Annotated in this window: 17 protein-coding genes; 4 read left to right on the forward strand and 13 right to left on the reverse strand. The window is 59.4% G+C overall.

Going from position 1 to position 16002, the window contains the following annotated elements:
* Positions 1-21: 21 nt before the first annotated feature.
* From FIU92_RS09395 to FIU92_RS09405, 3 genes are read right to left on the reverse strand one after another with little or no spacing between them, the layout of a single operon-like run.
* The gene (locus FIU92_RS09395) at positions 22-567 is read right to left on the reverse strand and encodes an HK97 family phage prohead protease (RefSeq protein WP_152458318.1); all 546 of its coding nucleotides are present in this window, start codon (positions 565-567) and stop codon (positions 22-24) included.
* Positions 568-593: 26 nt separating this feature from the next.
* Positions 594-812, reverse strand: coding sequence for a hypothetical protein (locus tag FIU92_RS09400; protein WP_152458319.1), 219 nt, complete (start codon positions 810-812; stop codon positions 594-596).
* On the reverse strand, positions 805-1965 hold the full coding sequence (locus FIU92_RS09405) for a phage portal protein (protein WP_152458320.1): 1161 nt from the start codon (positions 1963-1965) through the stop codon (positions 805-807). Before FIU92_RS09405 ends, FIU92_RS09400 begins: the two co-directional genes overlap by 8 nt.
* Before the next feature lie 179 nt (positions 1966-2144).
* On the opposite strand from FIU92_RS09405, the gene FIU92_RS09410 reads away from it, so the two are divergent.
* Positions 2145-3113, forward strand: coding sequence for a cation transporter (locus FIU92_RS09410; RefSeq protein ID WP_152458321.1), 969 nt, complete (start codon positions 2145-2147; stop codon positions 3111-3113).
* Positions 3114-3132: 19 nt separating this feature from the next.
* Here the strand turns inward: FIU92_RS09410 and FIU92_RS09415 are convergent, their stop codons facing one another.
* Both FIU92_RS09415 and FIU92_RS09425 read right to left on the reverse strand, forming a co-directional pair.
* Positions 3133-4476: a DNA-packaging protein gene (locus FIU92_RS09415; RefSeq protein ID WP_172978522.1), complete on the reverse strand. Its 1344-nt coding sequence runs from the start codon at positions 4474-4476 to the stop codon at positions 3133-3135.
* Positions 4477-4955: 479 nt separating this feature from the next.
* On the reverse strand, positions 4956-5333 hold the full coding sequence (locus FIU92_RS09425; RefSeq protein WP_152458323.1) for a VOC family protein: 378 nt from the start codon (positions 5331-5333) through the stop codon (positions 4956-4958).
* A 205-nt stretch (positions 5334-5538) separates the two neighbouring features.
* Between FIU92_RS09425 and FIU92_RS09430 the strand changes: the two genes are divergently transcribed.
* Positions 5539-5910, forward strand: coding sequence for a winged helix-turn-helix transcriptional regulator (locus FIU92_RS09430; protein ID WP_371419747.1), 372 nt, complete (start codon positions 5539-5541; stop codon positions 5908-5910).
* 326 nt (positions 5911-6236) lie between these two features.
* Positions 6237-7502, forward strand: coding sequence for a DEAD/DEAH box helicase (locus FIU92_RS09435; protein ID WP_152458325.1), 1266 nt, complete (start codon positions 6237-6239; stop codon positions 7500-7502).
* An 81-nt stretch (positions 7503-7583) separates the two neighbouring features.
* Here FIU92_RS09435 and mltG read toward each other — a convergent pair whose 3' ends face one another.
* The 7 genes from mltG to fabD form a co-directional block, all read right to left on the reverse strand.
* The gene (mltG, locus tag FIU92_RS09440; RefSeq protein WP_152458326.1) at positions 7584-8741 is read right to left on the reverse strand and encodes an endolytic transglycosylase MltG; all 1158 of its coding nucleotides are present in this window, start codon (positions 8739-8741) and stop codon (positions 7584-7586) included.
* Complete coding sequence (fabF, locus tag FIU92_RS09445) at positions 8742-10007, reverse strand: beta-ketoacyl-ACP synthase II (RefSeq protein WP_152458327.1); 1266 nt, start codon at positions 10005-10007, stop codon at positions 8742-8744. It abuts the gene before it with no gap.
* A 183-nt stretch (positions 10008-10190) separates the two neighbouring features.
* Entirely contained in the window at positions 10191-10934 is a 744-nt protein-coding gene (locus tag FIU92_RS09450; protein WP_152458328.1) for a HisA/HisF-related TIM barrel protein, read from the reverse strand.
* A gap of 123 nt (positions 10935-11057) precedes the next feature.
* Positions 11058-11597: a GNAT family N-acetyltransferase gene (locus tag FIU92_RS09455; RefSeq protein ID WP_152458329.1), complete on the reverse strand. Its 540-nt coding sequence runs from the start codon at positions 11595-11597 to the stop codon at positions 11058-11060.
* Between the two features lie 138 nt (positions 11598-11735).
* Positions 11736-11969, reverse strand: coding sequence for an acyl carrier protein (locus tag FIU92_RS09460; protein WP_008756330.1), 234 nt, complete (start codon positions 11967-11969; stop codon positions 11736-11738).
* 206 nt (positions 11970-12175) lie between these two features.
* Entirely contained in the window at positions 12176-12913 is a 738-nt protein-coding gene (gene fabG, locus FIU92_RS09465) for a 3-oxoacyl-[acyl-carrier-protein] reductase (protein ID WP_152458330.1), read from the reverse strand.
* A 42-nt stretch (positions 12914-12955) separates the two neighbouring features.
* Positions 12956-13894, reverse strand: coding sequence for an ACP S-malonyltransferase (gene fabD, locus FIU92_RS09470; RefSeq protein ID WP_152458331.1), 939 nt, complete (start codon positions 13892-13894; stop codon positions 12956-12958).
* A 174-nt stretch (positions 13895-14068) separates the two neighbouring features.
* On the opposite strand from fabD, the gene FIU92_RS09475 reads away from it, so the two are divergent.
* On the forward strand, positions 14069-15295 hold the full coding sequence (locus FIU92_RS09475) for a cytochrome b/b6 domain-containing protein (protein ID WP_152458332.1): 1227 nt from the start codon (positions 14069-14071) through the stop codon (positions 15293-15295).
* A 61-nt stretch (positions 15296-15356) separates the two neighbouring features.
* On the opposite strand, the gene FIU92_RS09480 is transcribed toward FIU92_RS09475, so the two are convergent.
* Positions 15357-15929 carry a YceI family protein gene (locus FIU92_RS09480; protein ID WP_152458333.1) on the reverse strand — a complete coding sequence of 191 codons (573 nt, stop codon included), beginning with the start codon at positions 15927-15929 and terminating at the stop codon, positions 15357-15359.
* Between the last annotated feature and the right edge of the window lie 73 nt (positions 15930-16002).

Consider the following 16002-nt stretch of genomic DNA (forward strand, 5'->3'; position numbering starts at 1 on the left):
TCTGAGTGGTTTTGAGGCGCGCTAGTTCCGCGCCAGCTCCTGCCGGGCATCGTTGAATACGTCGGCAATACAGCGCAGGGCTTCCTCGGCGTCAGGTGTCTTTCCCTTCGCCGCCACCCGCGCACTGGGCAGCATCGGGAAGGTCACCAATGACACCTCCCACAGCTCCAGTTCGGTCAGGACCCGCTGGCCCTTGTCATTTTTCACGGCCCGTTTGGTGCGGTAGCCGATCGACAGACCATCCATCGCACCTGCCCGGATCAATTCTGCCGCCTCGCGGCCTTTCTGCGTGCTTTCCAGCAGACGCCCCTTGACCCACAGGCCCTTGTCGTCCTCGCGTACTTCGTCCCACACGCCGATGGGCTGGGCCGGATCATGCTGCCACAGCATCTTGACGCGCTGCCCCGCCTTGACCAGCCTGTCAAGCGAGCCGCGATAGGCGCCACGCTGCACCACGTCACTGCCCTGATCGACCTGACCAAACAGGCTGGCATAGCCCTCGATTACCGCATCATCCGTAACCGACAAACCGTCGCCGAACCGTGCGAACTTATGTTCCAAATCCATGAACTTCTCCACGTAACTCATTGAACTCATGGCGCTACCACCAAGAGAGATTGAAACGCCTGCGCCAGAATGACCGCCGCCACGCCATAAACCGTCAGCCACAGCCGACGCTCCAGCCGTTCCATCATCTCTTCGATCTGATCCAGACGCCGACACAGATGCGCATGCTGGATCTCGGCCACCCGTTCATGCGCGGCCAGACGCAGACCCGGCGCGCACTCGAACGAGGGATACCCCTCACCCATCCGCACGCTCCGGCAGGCCCAGCAAGGCGCGCTTCTCGGCGTTGGTCAGGAAGTCGGCCCCATTGACCCGCGCCCATTGCGCATCCCGTTCTGCGGACAGCGCAGGCACCTGATCCAGGTCAGGCTTCAAAACCAGCTCCTCGCCGGTAAAGCCCGCCAGCCAGTCCGCCAATGCCGCCGCCACCCGCGTCACCAGGGGCAGAACGGTCAGGCGATAGAACGCTCGGTTGGCCTCCTGATAGTTCGAATAGGTCGCGTCACCCTGAATCCCCAGCAGCATCGGCGGGACCCCAAAGGCCAGCGCGATCTCGCGGGCGGCGGCTTCCTTGGTCTTCTGAAACTCCATGTCCGAGGGCGAAAAGCCCATCGGCTTCCAGTCCAATCCCCCCTCCAGAACCATCGGCCGGCCCGCATTGCGTGCCCCGCGATAGTTCGCCTTGATCTCGTCTGACAGGCGCCGGAACTGTTCTTCGGCCATCACCCCGTGGCCATCGCCTTTCCAGACCAAAGCCCCCGAAGGCCGCGCCGCATTATCCAGCAGCGACTTCGACCACCGCGACGCGCTGTTATGTACATCAATCGCCATCGCCGCCGCCTGCATCGGCGAGAACCCATAGTGGTCATCCTGAGGGTGGAACGATTTGATATGGCAGATGGCTTCCGCCGCAAACCGATGTTTCTTGCCGCCAACCGCATAGTCATACGCCTTGGGCCATCCATCCGCCCCCGGCACGACGCTCATCCGGTCCGAGCGCAACACATGCAGCTCAACCGGCAGGCCTTCCTCTGCCTGAACCGCCTCGACATAGGCATTGCCCGACAGCAGCAACTGCCCGAACAAGGCCTCCATCAACTCCGCTTGCCCCTGCGCCGCATTCGGACGACGCATCAGGGACAGGATCGGATGGGTCTCATAGCGCTGCGCCTGATCCTGCAACACCAACGGCAAAGCCGCCGCCGCCTCGGCAATCAGCTTGACGGAACGAAACCCCACCGGGTTCCCTGAAAACCCCGTCCGCGTCAGCGACACCGTGTCCCTCGGGCTCCAGGCCACGCGCCCGCCCGTCTGCCACGCCACCACCGGCCCAGCCGCGCTTGCTTTTGCCTCGGGCGCCGCTTCAGCCGATCCACGACGCAAGAAATCGAATACCATCTGTGCTCCTTTCTGCCGCCGCTCTGCCCGGCTTGTTGAAGGGAGTTATGACGGAAAGAAGTTTAAGCCTCGGGAATGGGGCGTACGGGGGTTGGGCAACACGAGCAACCAAAGTGGGTGGCCAATTCCGAATGGATGGCTATTGGTAGAAGTACCGAAAGCAAAGCGGGACCGATCGAATGACCCAGCCAGAATTGGCCATCAGAAAACGACTGGAAAGCCGCGCACTCGTGGTAGCAATGGGGGGAAATCTCTTCATGGGTGCCGCAGGAATCCTGGCCAGCATTCTGTCGAATTCGAACGCGATCATGATGGACGGGCTGTTCTCACTGATCGGTTTTACTTCAGCCGTTCTCGGCCGAAGGATCAGCCAACGAATTGATGCCGGACCCGACAAGCTACGACCATTTGGCTATGCCGCAGACGAGGCCATCTTTTCAACACTCCGCTCTCTATCCCTGTTGGGTCTTGTGTTGTTTGCGATCACCAGCGCCCTCAAAAGCATCTACAACTATCTGAACGGCCTGCCCCCCGAGCCTCTGAGCTTTGCGCCAATGATCCTCTATTTCTCAGGGATTGGGCTGACCTGCACCTTGCTTTGGGCCTTTCATCATTTCACCTGGCGTCGCATCGGACGAAACAGCGCAATCCTGCGACTGGAGGCCAAAGCGGCGCTTTTTGACGGGATGATCACTGCGGCGGCAGGCATCGGCCTGGCTGCCATCTACTTTTTCAGGGAAGGACCACTTGCCTTGATCGCTCCGATCGGGGATTCCGTGATTGTCCTACTGCTTTGCCTGCTGGCCCTCGGGGCGTATATCCGTGAATTCAAAGGCGGATTGGGCGAGCTTGCAGGATTAAGCGCCAGCCCCGCCACTATTGCGACCGCGCGCCGCGCCGTACGCGCAACTCTCATTGAAGATGGCGGGCGGATCCGGGATCTGTCTGTTACCAAACTGGGCCGATCCCATTTAGTGACTGTTTACTACGACCCATGTCGTTCCGTTTTCGCGCACGAAATCGACCGCCTCAATCTGGATTTGATACGCGATGTTCGAACCGTATTGGCCGGGGCTGACGTTCTGCTGATTGTCTCTGAACACCCCAGACGATGGCCAGATGAACTCGCCCCTGTCCAAAGCGCTTGATGTGTTTGCCGCACTGGGCTTACAAAATCCGCACCCTCGGCCGCCGATACGCCCCCGCGGGCCCCACGACCAACTCATGCAGCGCCCAGACCAGCGCGTCGACGCGGTCGGGCGAGCCCTGCCCCTCGAACCCGCGCGCGGTCATCTGGCACATCTGCTCCTCCAGCGCGTCCAGCCCGGCCACATGGAACACCCGCCCCTGTTCGTACAGCGCCGCCACCGGCTCAGCCCGCGCAACCTTGCCACGTGAGGCCCGCACCGCCCGGAACGGGACCAGAGGGTCCACCTGCCGCACCACCTCTTCCACCAGTTGCCCACCTTGGTTGACCTCGGCCACCAGCCGTTCGGCCCCGAATTCGTCCATCGCATCAATCGCCGCCTGCGCCCAGCCCGCCGGGCCGACGCCCTGCACCGTCCGATCAGCCAGCACATAGGCCCGCCACTCCTCGGGCGGGCCTTGCAATTGCGCGCCCGCCACCACGATCCCGCAGGCATCGGCGCTTGATCCCGCCGTCACCGCCGGGTCCAGCGCAACGACGATGCGATCCAGCTCGGGCACTGCCTCGACCCGCGCCGCATCAAGCATCGAGCCTGTCCATAACGCCCCCTCGGCATCCGACAACAATACCCCGTCCAGCTCCTGCCGCCCCAGCCGCGTGCCCGCATAACGCGCACGCACCTCTTGCAGGAACGAGTCCGCCAGATTGGCCCGGTTCGCCTCGGTCGGCGCGTGGGTCATCACCGTGGACGGCGAGGCCAACAGATCCTTCAGCACCTTCACGTTGCGCGGCGTCGTGGTCACGCAGACCCGCGGCCGCTCGCCCAGTCGCAACGCGAATTGCAGCATGTCCCAGGTCTCGTCGGCCTTCTTCCACTTGGCCAGTTCATCCACCCATGCCGCATCGAATTGCGGGCCGCGCAGCCCCTCGGGATCATGCGCCGAAAACGCCTGCGCCTCGGCCCCGTTGGGCCAGATCAGCTTGCGCTCGGATGCCTTCCACACAGGTCGCCGATCCGGCGGTGAACATTGCAATATCCCGCTGTCGCCAAAGATCATCACATCGCGCACTTGATCAAAGGTCTCGCCGACCAAGGCCACCCGACAGGCCTGGCCCTTATCCAAGGGCAATGACCCCTCGACCATCGACCGTACCCACTCGGCCCCGGCGCGCGTCTTGCCCGCACCGCGCCCGCCCATGATCACCCAGGACCGCCAGTCGCCCTCGGGTGGCAGCTGATGCGGCAGCGCCCAGAATTCGAACAGGAAAGGGAGGGCACACAGCCCTCCCTCCCCGATCTCACTCAGAAATCTGTTCTGTACCGCAACAGGCGCGGAGGCGAGCCAGCCTGCACCCGACTTCAAACCGAGCTCGGTCAAGATTGAGCGCGTACCCTCCTTGGGCAATTCCGGCTTGTCTGTGATGTTGTTCGACAAAGCTTGTCTCCACTTTCTGACAACTTCGGATCAGCCCCTCTAACTGCCCGAGTTGCTTGGCTGAACCAGCAAGATCTGCATCCTCCCCGGCTCCGATCTGTTTGCGCAGTTCTTCCGCCGCTTGCCGCAGATCGCGAATGGACCTCTCAAGCGACTGCAACAATTCAGCCGTCTGGGAAATCCGCTCTTCCGGGGTAATCAAAGTCATGTTTGCCTGTGACCTCATGCGTGAGTTTTCTCCGCACGAGAGAAGCAAAAAACGGCCACCGGGTCGCCCCGGGGCCGTTGCCCACTTCTTCTAGCATGACACAAGCTATACGGTATTAAGTGCGCAAAGTCAATGAGTTGCGCAACGCCGACGCAACACGTAGCGGTCGCTGTGTTGAGTTTTCCTTTTCCTCTTACTCTCAGCTCTGGCCTGTCAAATCCTGCGCCAGCATCAGCGCATTCCTATCCGGATCATAAAACGTTGCCGTGCTGACCATCCCCTCAATCGTGTCCGTTTCACCGTCAAATTCCACCCCCGCAAGTTCCAACTTTCCGCGCGCTTCCGCGATATCCGCGACTTCGAAGACAGGCACGCAATTCCCCGGAGAAGCTTCGGCCTGTTCGCCCAGTCCCAAAGTGACACGGTCGACATTGGTTCGCAATTCGCTCCATCCCGCTTCATCAATGTGGTGGATAAGCTCAAATCCCAACTTGGCGGTATACCATTCCGCACTGGCGTGTCGGTCCCGAACGGACATCGCAAGTGTGATGGTGTTTTTCAATGAAACGAGCGACATAAGGCTTTTCCTTTGTTAAAAAATATATTTACTATACTTTATGGACATAAATACACTTGTCAAGCTGACGTCGCGGGCTTGGTCCCTGAAAATTCTTGCTCTGCTGCACGCCAAAGTTCCGGGCCGGCAAGCCCCGCTTTTGGCAGCGACCGACGCAAGCCGAACGGCCTTTGCAGCCAGCCTTTCTCATCTTATTGAACTTGGAATGATCGAAAGAAACCCCGGCCATGGGCACCCTCTGCGTCCAGAATTTCGACTTACGCCATTCGGAACCGAGGCTGCCGCGATCGCCAGCAAGATAATTACTACTGCCCGCTCTGAGGATGAAATCAGACTGCTAAGAAAATCCTGGACTGTGCCAGTTCTGGCGTTGACAGGTACCCCTCATCGTTTCTCGGCCATCAAATCAGGTCTTACGATCATTACAGATCGGGCGCTGTCCTCATCCCTTCACCAGTTGGAAGCACAAAACTGGATCCGACGCGACATTCACACAGCCGAGAGGATGCCATTTCCAACCTATCAGGCCGTGAATACTGGAATGGCGATCAACAGGGCCGTTGGTTTAACGCACTAATTCAATGGCAGTCCGGTGCCGCGCACAGTGGCTTATTCGACTCAGTAGACCACCGGAAGGTTTGCCAGCGCTTGACATTCCATGGCGAAACCCTCATTTGCCCCACATCACAGCGCTGATGCGTGAGTTCAAGCGGACCTCGTCCGCCCCACAGCGCCAACTCATCATTTCAGTTCCCCATCACGCAGGGTTCTTGACGCGGCGGCCGGATGGCGCAGGATACGCCTGCTCGTCCCGAGGTCTCGCACAACCCCTGCCGGTCGCCAACGCGCGACCCTTCATGACCTGTCCGCGGGCCAACGCTCCGGGCTGTAAAGGATAGTTATTTGTTCGACTTTGATATGCTGGGCCTTGCCCCGGCACTGAACGAGGCACTCAAACGTGCCAATTTCACTCAACCCACCCCGATTCAGAACCAGGCGATTCCGCTTGCCCTGAATGGTCACGACATTCTGGGACTGGCGCAAACCGGTACCGGAAAGACCTTGGCTTTTGGCCTGCCTCTGATCGATCACCTTCTGGCCCAACCCGGCAAGCCCGACCCGAAAACCGCCAAGGCACTGATCCTGGCGCCCACCCGCGAACTTGTGAATCAAATCGCCGACAGCCTCCGCTCCTTGACGAAAGGCACCAAGCTGCGCGTGGCCACCGTTGTCGGCGGCCAATCGATCAACAAGCAGATAATGTTCCTTTCCCGTGGCACCGACATTCTGGTCGCCACGCCGGGCCGCCTGATAGATCTTATGGACCGAGGCGCAGTCAACCTCGGAGCGGTGCGCCATCTGGTGCTGGACGAAGCAGACCAGATGCTTGACCTGGGCTTTATCCATGCACTGCGAAAAATCGCTCCGGCACTGGGCACCCCACGCCAAACCATGTTGTTTTCGGCCACCATGCCGAAGCAGATGGAAGAGCTCAGCCGCGCTTACCTGACCAACCCGCAACGGGTGCAGGTCTCGCCTCCGGGCAAAGCCGCAGACAAGATTACGCAATCTCTGCACTTCGTCTCCAAACCCGGGAAACCAGCCAAGCTGCGTGAAATCCTGTCGAAGGACATGGATGCCCTGACACTGGTCTTTACCCGCACCAAACATGGCGCGGAACGGCTGATGAAAGGGCTTGTGGCCGATGGCTACAACGCCGCATCCATCCACGGCAACAAAAGCCAGGGTCAGCGTGATCGCGCGATCAAGGCGTTCCGCGCGGGTGACATCAACATTCTGGTGGCCACCGACGTTGCCGCCCGAGGCATCGACATCCCGGGCGTCGCCTACGTAATCAACTTCGACCTGCCCGAGGTACCTGACAACTACGTCCACCGTATCGGGCGCACTGCCCGCGCAGGGCGCGAGGGCGAAGCCATCGCATTCTGTTCCGCGGAAGAAGTTGATCTGCTGCGCCAGATTCAAAAGCTGATGAAGATCGAGATTCCAGTTGCCAGTGGCGCGATGCCCGAAGCTGTGCAACCTGAAAAACCGGCGCGCCGCCCGAACAACCGTCGCCGGGGGTTCAAACCCAAATCCGCCGACGCGGGGTCAAAACCCGCAGCAAACAAACGGCGTCGCCCACGCGGCAAACGTCCGGCGGCCTAAGATCGGAACACAAAAAAGCCAACGCCGGTTCAATGACCGGCGTTGGCGCAACACGATGAACGAAACCATTTTTCGTTCAGATCAATTCCCCGAATTCTGCTCTGCCTCAATCTCGCGCCATTTGGCGACATTGCGATTATGCTCCTGCAAGGTTTCGGCAAATGCATGGCCGCCCGTGCCATCGGCAACGAAGAACACGAAATCCGTGTCATCCGGCGCAACAGCAGCTTCAAGGCTGGCCAAGCCCGGATTGGCAATCGGCGTCGGCGGCAAACCGTCTATCTGATAGGTGTTCCACGGCGTTGGTCGGTTCAGCTCGCTGCGGCGCAGACCACGCCCCAACGTGCCTTGCCCGTTGGTAACGCCATAGATGACGGTCGGGTCCGTCTGCAACCGCATCCCCTGTTTCAGCCGGTTCACAAAAACACTGGCCACTTGCCCGCGCTCTTCCGGAACTCCGGTTTCCTTTTCGATGATCGACGCAAGGATCAGCATTTCTTCGGGACTTTGCAGCGGCAACCCGTCCTGACGGCTTTCCCAAACGGCATTGATCCGCAATTGTTGCTTGTCCTGCATCGCCTGCAAAATGTCGTTACGGTCCTGGCCCGCCACAACATCGTAACTGTCAGGCGCCAGCATCCCTTCGGCCGGGATCTCGGTCACCTCACCTGTCAAAGCGTCGAACGCCTTCAACGCCTGGACCACCTGCCACGAGGTCACACCTTCGGCAAGTGATACGCGGTAACGGGTGTCCGCCTCGTTGCGTTTCTCGTTATAGGCCTCGGGCACCTCGTCTCCCGACGGATCAAACGACGTGATTTCGACGAAATCCAGGGTCGCCGGGTTCAACTCGCGCACACGGGTCTGAGCACGCGTCACACCGATACGATACTCAATCTCGGATCCGCAGGTGCTGGCACCGCTGCTGGTAATTTCGTCGATGATTTGCTCCATCGACGCGCCTTCCCGCACCAGGAAGCTGCCGGCTTTCAACTGCTGTGCCCGATCCGTGTAATCGGCGGCCATCCGAAAGATCGTGGCACTGCGGATCGCGCCCTGATCTTCCAGTTCCTGACTGACACGTGTCATGTTCGATCCGCTTCTGACCTGAAGGCAGATCGCGGTTTCAAGCGGGCCTTCGGCCTTGTACTGGGTCTGCCCCCAAAGGATCAGTCCACCCATCAGGAACAGGCCGACCACCAGAATGGTCAGCGCGTTCGAAGCAATGGCCCGCCACATTTAGTTGGCCTTTCCAAAGATCACGCTGGCATTGGTGCCGCCAAACCCGAACGAGTTCGACAGGGCCACGTTGATCTCGCGCTCACGCTTGGCGTTCGGGGCCAGATCAATCGGTGTCTCCACCGCGGGGTTGTCCAGGTTGATCGTCGGAGGTGCGACCTGATCGCGGATCGCCAGAATCGAGAAGATTGCCTCGATCGCCCCCGCTGCACCCAAAAGGTGCCCGGTTGCCGATTTGGTCGACGTCATGGTGGCGTTCGCGGCGTGGTCTCCCAGCAGACGTTCGACCGCACCCAGTTCGATCGTATCCGCCATAGTCGAAGTGCCATGGGCGTTGATGTAGTCCAAGTCCTTCGGCTCCAGCCCGGCGCTGCGCAACGCGGCTTTCATCGAACGTTCTGCCCCGTCACCATCCTCGGACGGTGCCGTGATGTGATATGCGTCGCCCGACATGCCATAGCCCAGCACCTCGGCGTAGATCTTTGCACCGCGGGCCTTTGCGTGTTCATACTCTTCCAGGATGACGATGCCCGCACCTTCGCCCATGACGAATCCGTCGCGGTCAACGTCATAGGGTCGGCTGGCCGCCTTCGGGTTGTCTGCATATTTGGTCGACAACGCCTTGCATGCGTTGAACCCGGCGATGCCGATTTCGCAGATGCAGCCTTCGCCGCCACCTGCAACCATGACGTCTGCGTCACCTGCCCGAATGATACGGCTGGCGTCACCGATTGCATGGGCACCGGTGGAACACGCCGTCACGACCGAATGGTTCGGCCCTTTGAAGCCGTGCCGGATCGACACCTGACCTGATGCCAGGTTGATCAGAGCGCCCGGAATAAAGAACGGTGAAACCCGGCGCGGGCCCTTGTCGCGGATCAGATTGGCGGTATTCGCGATCGAACCCAACCCCCCGATGCCCGAACCGATCAGAACACCTGTTCGCAGGCGGTCCTCTTCATCTTCCGGCAACCAGTTCGCATCCTTGCAGGCCATTTCCGCGGCTGCGATGGAATACAGGATAAAGTCCTCGATCTTGCGCTGCTCTTTCGGCGGCATCCAGTCATCGGGATTGAAGGTCCCGTTGGTTCCGTCCCCGCGGGGCACTTCACAGGCGTAGGTCGTGGCGACACCACTGCCTTCCGCATCAAAATGCGTGATGGGACCAGCGCCGGACTCTCCGTCCAGCAGCCGCGACCAGGTTTCCTCGACCCCGCTGGCCAAAGGAGTGACCAATCCAAGACCGGTTACAACGACTCTGCGCATGAAGTGCCTCTTGCCTGCTTCCTGTTATGAGAACCGCTCTTACCCCGGCCCGGGGTGCGGGGGCAAGAGCAACGGCGATTTCAGGCGGGCTTCCCGCCGCCGGGCAACCGAAGCAGTACCGCTGTGGGTTACGGAAATCGGTGCCCGCCCTTTCACGGATCCGGTTGAAAGGGCGAAGCGTATTTATTGGAACTGTGCCACCGGCTCATGCGCCGATTTTGCCATTTCCAGTGCATCCGTCAGATCAAGTGTCTTGCGAAACAGTGCACGCCCCACGATTGCACCCGAGATATTGGGAATATAGGCCAGCCGCGAGATGTCATCCGCGGTACGTACAACCCCGCTTGCTATCACCGGGGTGCGCGAATGGCTGGCAAGTCCCGAGATCAGGCCAAGCTGAGCCTCGACGTCCTCCATATCGCTGTCGATATCCGTCACAACGATAGCAGCAAATGGCGCTCCTTCGAATGCATCGATAAACGCTTCGGGCGTGAATACGCTTTGGCTGCGCCAGCCATCCGTCATCACATAACCTTGCCAGACATCGACCGACAGCACGATTTGATCCGGGTAGAGTGTGGCCAATTCCTTGACCAGTTTCGGCTCGCGCGCTGCCAGCGTCCCGATCACGACGCGACCGACGCCCTTGTCGATCCAGCGTTCGACCTGTTCGCGGGTCCGCATACCCCCCGCCAACTGAACCGGGATTTCGGCCGCGCGGATAATCTCTTCAATCAATTCGACGTTGGTATCCTTGCCTTCGATCGCGTCGAAATCGGTCAGATGCATCCATTCGGCACCCGCTTCGGCCCAGCTTCGCGCTGTTTCGACTGGGTTTACGTGCCAAATCATAGCGTTGTCCAAACGACCTTTGTCTAACGTGACACACCGGCCGTTCTGCAATTCCATAGTGGGGTATATCCTCATGAGCTCGGTCCTCCGCTCAATCGCTCTGAAAATCCCCGGAAGCATACACCTTGAACGCCCTCCCAATATCACCGGGATCGGCACAGTTTGGCCATTTTGCGGCATAGTGTTAAGTTGGCGGATTTACGCGAGCGCAGGTGGGCCGTTGCGCCGAAGCAAATGCACCGGGGTTTGATTATACACCCCTTCCCGCATCAATACATAGCCCAGCTTTTTGGCAAGCTTCTGCGACGAGGCGTTGGACGCATTCACCATCGCAACCAAAGGCCCGGGAATCACCCGGTCAAACCAGTCATGCGCTGCCTTGGCCGCCTCATACCCCAGGCCCTGCCCCTGCGCCTCGGGCGCCAGAACCCAGCCCGCCTCGGGAAAGCCGTCGAAATCATCGCCCATCTCACGGTTTCCGTAAAAGAAACCGGCCTGTCCGATCAGCTTTCGATTCGATTGTTGCAGCACACCCCATTGTCCAAACCCGGCCATGTGCCAATGCCCGGCATTGCGCAAAAAGGAATCCCATGCCTCTCCGCGCGATCGGGGTGAGCCGCCAACATGCTGAACGACGCACGGATCTCTCCAGATCTCGGCGAACCGGTCAAAGTCCTCCGGGCGCATGGCACACAGCGTCAAACGCGCGGTATTTATCATGGGAGTGGATCTTATCATGCCCTGTCCACTTTGAATTTTGCCTCAATGGAAACAGTGCGCATCCGAAAATGCACGCGCAAGCATGAATTTTGAGCGGGCATAAAAAAACGGCGCCTCCGTTGCCCGGAAGCGCCGCTTTTGATCAGAAGGAAACGCTTAGGACGCTTCGCTGATGAATTTGACCGCGTCGCCGAAGGTCTGGATGGTCTCGGCTGCGTCATCGGGGATTTCGATGCCGAACTCTTCTTCGAAGGCCATGACCAGTTCAACGGTGTCCAGGCTGTCTGCGCCCAGATCATCGATGAAGGACGCGTTTTCCGCGACTTTATCTTCTTCAACACCCAGGTGCTCAACAACGATCTTCTTAACGCGATCTGCGACGTCGCTCATGTCTATTCCTCATTCCTTTACAGGGCGGTCTGCCCGATTCTGCCCTTGCCCGCACGGGTTGGCTTTGATTTGCCCGTTTCGGGCGGTTTGGGTACCGGCGAACCGGGAAGTCGAAGGCCGACCTGAACAACCGGCCCCGCTTAGATGCGCCGCCTATAGCATAGTCGACGCAAGAGGCAAACGCTTTCGCGCTGCCCCTGTGGCGATCACAACATGGCCATACCACCGTTCACATGCAAGGTGCTTCCGGTAACATAACCCGCTTCGGGGCTGGCAAGATACAGAACAGCCGCTGCAATTTCTTCGGGTTCACCCATGCGGCCCGCCGGAACCTTGAGCAACAGACCCTTTTTCTGCTCCTCGGTCAGCTTCTCGGTCATTGCAGTCGTGATAAAACCCGGTGCCACGGCATTCACGGTAATTCCGCGCGTTGCCACTTCGTGAGCCAAAGCCTTGGAAAACCCTATCATCCCGGCTTTTGACGCAGCATAGTTGGCCTGCCCCGGGTTGCCAATTGCGGCCACCACGGACGAGACATTCACGATCCGGCCCCACCGTGACTTCATCATGCCGCGGATCACACCTTTGCACAGTTTCATCGTCGAGGTCATGTTCACGTCAATAACGCTCTGCCATTCCTCATCGGACATGCGCATGAACAGGTTGTCGCGCGTGATACCCGCATTGTTCACCAGGATATCCACCGATCCCATCGCCTCGGCCGCTTGCTTTGGCAACGCTTCTACGGCTTCCGGATCGCTCAGATTGCAAGGCAACACATGCGCGCGTTCGCCCAGTTCGTCTGCCAGAGCCTGCAATGGCTCGACTCGTGTACCGGACAATCCGACCGCTGCGCCAGCACCGTGCAACGCACGTGCAATGTCGCCTCCGATACCGCCCGAAGCACCGGTGATCAGCGCATTCTTACCTGTCAAATCAAACATTCGGTTTTCCTCTTGGTGCGTCGGCCACGACGCTTTTTGAGCTTACGATTCGGCCTGAATGGCCTTTTGAACATCTTCCGGTGTGCCCACAGCCTTGCCTGCAATGGCACGATCGATCTTGCGGATCATGCCAGACAACGCTTTGCCAGCACCGATTTCCCACGTTTCAGTCACGCCCTGCGCGGCCATGAACTGAACGCTTTCACGCCAGCGAACCGACCCCGTCACCTGTTCCACCAGCAACTGACGTATCAGATCCGGATCACTGACGGCTTCGGCGCGCACATTGGCCACCAAAGGCACGGAAGGCGCCTTTATCTCGACGGCAGCAAGCGCTTCCGCCATGACATCTGCCGCAGGCTGCATCAGCGCACAGTGAAATGGAGCACTTACAGGCAACATAACAGCACGTTTTGCGCCTTTTTCCTTGGCAATCTCGGCGGCACGCTCGACAGCGGCCTTGGAACCGGACACAACGACCTGGGTTGGATCATTGTCATTGGCAGCCTGACAGACCTGCCCCTGCGCGGCTTCTTCTGCAACGGCGCGCACCGCCTCCAGATCCAATCCAAGAATGGCCGCCATTGCGCCCTCTCCCACCGGTACGGCACTTTGCATTGCCAGACCGCGGGTGCGCAGCAAGCGCGCGGTATCCGCAACCGACAAAGCCCCCGCAGCCGCAAGGGCCGAGTATTCACCCAAGGAATGACCCGCCACGAAAGTCGCCTGACCAACCGAAACGCCTTCGGCTTCCAGCGCACGCATTGCCGCCATGGATGTCGCCATAAGAGCAGGCTGGGCGTTCTGAGTCAGCGTCAAGTCGGCGATGTCGCCTTCCCAGATCATGCTGCTCAGCTTCTCTCCCAGTGCCTCGTCCACCTCATCGAAGACGGCCTGCGCCGCCGGATAGGCATCGGCCAGTGCTTTGCCCATACCGATGGTCTGGGCGCCCTGCCCCGGAAAAACGAACGCGAGTGTCATTGCAACCTCATGGATGATGTCAGGTTGCGGCGGGGTGTAAACTGACTGATCGTCTGGCACAAGCATTGCCTGTGTTCTGCATTCTGGCACCTTGGCTGTGCACAAGCGCTTACTTGTGCCGACTTCCGATAACCTTAACTTGGGCGCAGCAAAGAATCTCGGAGCGTTGCACCCATGGCCTCGACCAATTCCTTCTCAAGCTACGGAAGTGTCGCAAAGACGTTTCACTGGCTCACCGCGTTGCTGATCTTCACGGCCCTGCCGCTCGGCTGGATCGCGGACAATCTGGCCCACGCCGTGTTACATGCCTCCACAGCCCCAAGCGAGGCCGAAATCGCACGCGCGGCGCGCCTGTTCTCATTGCACAAAACCGTAGGCGTCACCGTGTTCTTCGTTGCTTTGGCTCGGATAATGTGGGCCTTCACGCAAACCAAGCCCGGCCTGCTGAATGCCGACAACAAGCCCGAGGCTTTTGCCGCCGAAACTGTCCACTGGCTTCTTTATGGGTCACTGGTGCTTGTGCCACTGACCGGTTGGGTGCACCACGCCGCAACCGAAGGGTTTGCTCCAATCCTCTGGCCCTTCGGCCAAAACCTGCCTTTTGTACCGAAATCAACCATTGTGGCCGAGGTGACAGGCGTTCTGCATTGGCTGTTCATGTGGACGCTTGTCGGCGCGCTGGTCCTGCACGTTGCCGGAGCGTTGAAGCATCACATCATAGACAAAGACAGCACGTTGCGCAGGATGTTGCCGGGTGGGTCAGATGCACCGGAGCCTCCACACCAGCATCATTCCCTTGTGCCCGCAGTCGCCGCGGTGGCCGTTTGGGCGCTTGTCCTCACCGGTGGCTGGGTCTCTGGCGAATTTGCGCGTGAGGCCGACGATGATGACGCCGACGTCCAACTGGCCGAGGTGCAATCAGACTGGCAGGTTCAGAACGGCACCCTGTCCATCACGATTTCCCAATTGGGCAGCCCGGTCACCGGCTCGTTTTCCGACTGGACAGCCGCAATTGCTTTTGACGACCCGGCCGAGCCTGGCCCGGCCGGGTCCGTCGAGGTCACGATCGCAATAGGTTCTCTCAGCCTCGGAACCGTAACCGAACAGGCCATGGGTGCGGATTTCTTCAACAACGCCCAGTTTCCGACGGCCCAGTTCACGGCTGACCTTTTCAAAACCGAAAGCGGATATGAGGCACGCGGACCACTGACAATCCGCGACAAGACGATCGATATTATACTCCCGTTTTCACTGGAGCTTGAGGACGACACCGCGACCATGACAGGCTCGGTTGATCTAAACAGGCTGGATTTCGGCATCGGCGCATCGCAGCCCACCGAAGATTCGCTCGGCTTCACCGTCACCGTCGCTGTGGAACTCGCCGCGTCCCGCAGTCAGTGATGCCAAATAAACACCGCCGGTGACAGGATCACCGGCGGTTTTCGTGTTCGCCGTCTTGCGCTTATTCGGCTTTTTGCGCTTCGACCGAGATCTGCACCTGCACTTCGTCACTGACAAACGGTGCGAACTGGCCCAGATCAAATTCACTGCGGACAAGGGTCGTGGTGGCGTCGAAACCGGCCCATGGCTTGTTCGCCATTGGATGGGTATCAACCTTGTTCAGTTTGGCATCCAGAACAACGGATTTGGTCACGCCGTTCATGGTGAGGTCGCCGGTGATCTTGGCAGTGTTTTCACCGGTCACTTCGATACCCGTCGAGGTAAAGGTGATCAGGTCGCCCTCGGTCGCACCAAAGAAATCCTCGGTCATGAAGTGATCTTCACGCGGCTTCCAGCCGGTGAACATTTCCAATACCGGCATCGACACGCTCACGCTGGAAGCGGCGGGATTTTCCTGATCAAACATGATCTCGCCCTCAAAGCCCGAGAACATGCCGGTTGTGGTTGAAAAGCCCAGGTGGTCATAGCTGAAGACAACCTGGCTGTGGCTCGGGTCCAGCACGTATTTCTCGGCGCTGGCGAATGCCGTGGTCGCCGATACGGCCAGTGCAGCAGCAAGAAGGGTGGATTTCATAACAATCTCCGCGTTTTTGTGAACGCAACCCGGCAGGGTTGCTCACAAACAAAATGTGCCGCCTGTCGGCGGC

The sequence above is a fragment of the Ruegeria sp. THAF33 genome (assembly GCF_009363615.1).
Classification (GTDB): Bacteria; Pseudomonadota; Alphaproteobacteria; order Rhodobacterales; family Rhodobacteraceae; genus Ruegeria.

Excerpts from the sequence above, each read along its gene's own strand:
- FIU92_RS09395 (WP_152458318.1), bottom strand. The coding sequence starts at position 567 with ATGGATTTGGAACATAAGTTCGCACGGTTCGGCGACGGTTTGTCGGTT.
- FIU92_RS09400 (WP_152458319.1), bottom strand. The coding sequence starts at position 812 with ATGGGTGAGGGGTATCCCTCGTTCGAGTGCGCGCCGGGTCTGCGTCTG.
- FIU92_RS09405 (WP_152458320.1), bottom strand. The coding sequence starts at position 1,965 with ATGGTATTCGATTTCTTGCGTCGTGGATCGGCTGAAGCGGCGCCCGAG.
- FIU92_RS09410 (WP_152458321.1), top strand. The coding sequence starts at position 2,145 with ATGACCCAGCCAGAATTGGCCATCAGAAAACGACTGGAAAGCCGCGCA.
- FIU92_RS09425 (WP_152458323.1), bottom strand. The coding sequence starts at position 5,333 with ATGTCGCTCGTTTCATTGAAAAACACCATCACACTTGCGATGTCCGTT.
- FIU92_RS09430 (WP_371419747.1), top strand. The coding sequence starts at position 5,539 with ATGATCGAAAGAAACCCCGGCCATGGGCACCCTCTGCGTCCAGAATTT.
- mltG (WP_152458326.1), bottom strand. The coding sequence starts at position 8,741 with ATGTGGCGGGCCATTGCTTCGAACGCGCTGACCATTCTGGTGGTCGGC.
- fabF (WP_152458327.1), bottom strand. The coding sequence starts at position 10,007 with ATGCGCAGAGTCGTTGTAACCGGTCTTGGATTGGTCACTCCTTTGGCC.
- FIU92_RS09450 (WP_152458328.1), bottom strand. The coding sequence starts at position 10,934 with ATGAGGATATACCCCACTATGGAATTGCAGAACGGCCGGTGTGTCACG.
- FIU92_RS09455 (WP_152458329.1), bottom strand. The coding sequence starts at position 11,597 with ATGATAAGATCCACTCCCATGATAAATACCGCGCGTTTGACGCTGTGT.
- FIU92_RS09460 (WP_008756330.1), bottom strand. The coding sequence starts at position 11,969 with ATGAGCGACGTCGCAGATCGCGTTAAGAAGATCGTTGTTGAGCACCTG.
- fabG (WP_152458330.1), bottom strand. The coding sequence starts at position 12,913 with ATGTTTGATTTGACAGGTAAGAATGCGCTGATCACCGGTGCTTCGGGC.
- fabD (WP_152458331.1), bottom strand. The coding sequence starts at position 13,894 with ATGACACTCGCGTTCGTTTTTCCGGGGCAGGGCGCCCAGACCATCGGT.
- FIU92_RS09475 (WP_152458332.1), top strand. The coding sequence starts at position 14,069 with ATGGCCTCGACCAATTCCTTCTCAAGCTACGGAAGTGTCGCAAAGACG.
- FIU92_RS09480 (WP_152458333.1), bottom strand. The coding sequence starts at position 15,929 with ATGAAATCCACCCTTCTTGCTGCTGCACTGGCCGTATCGGCGACCACG.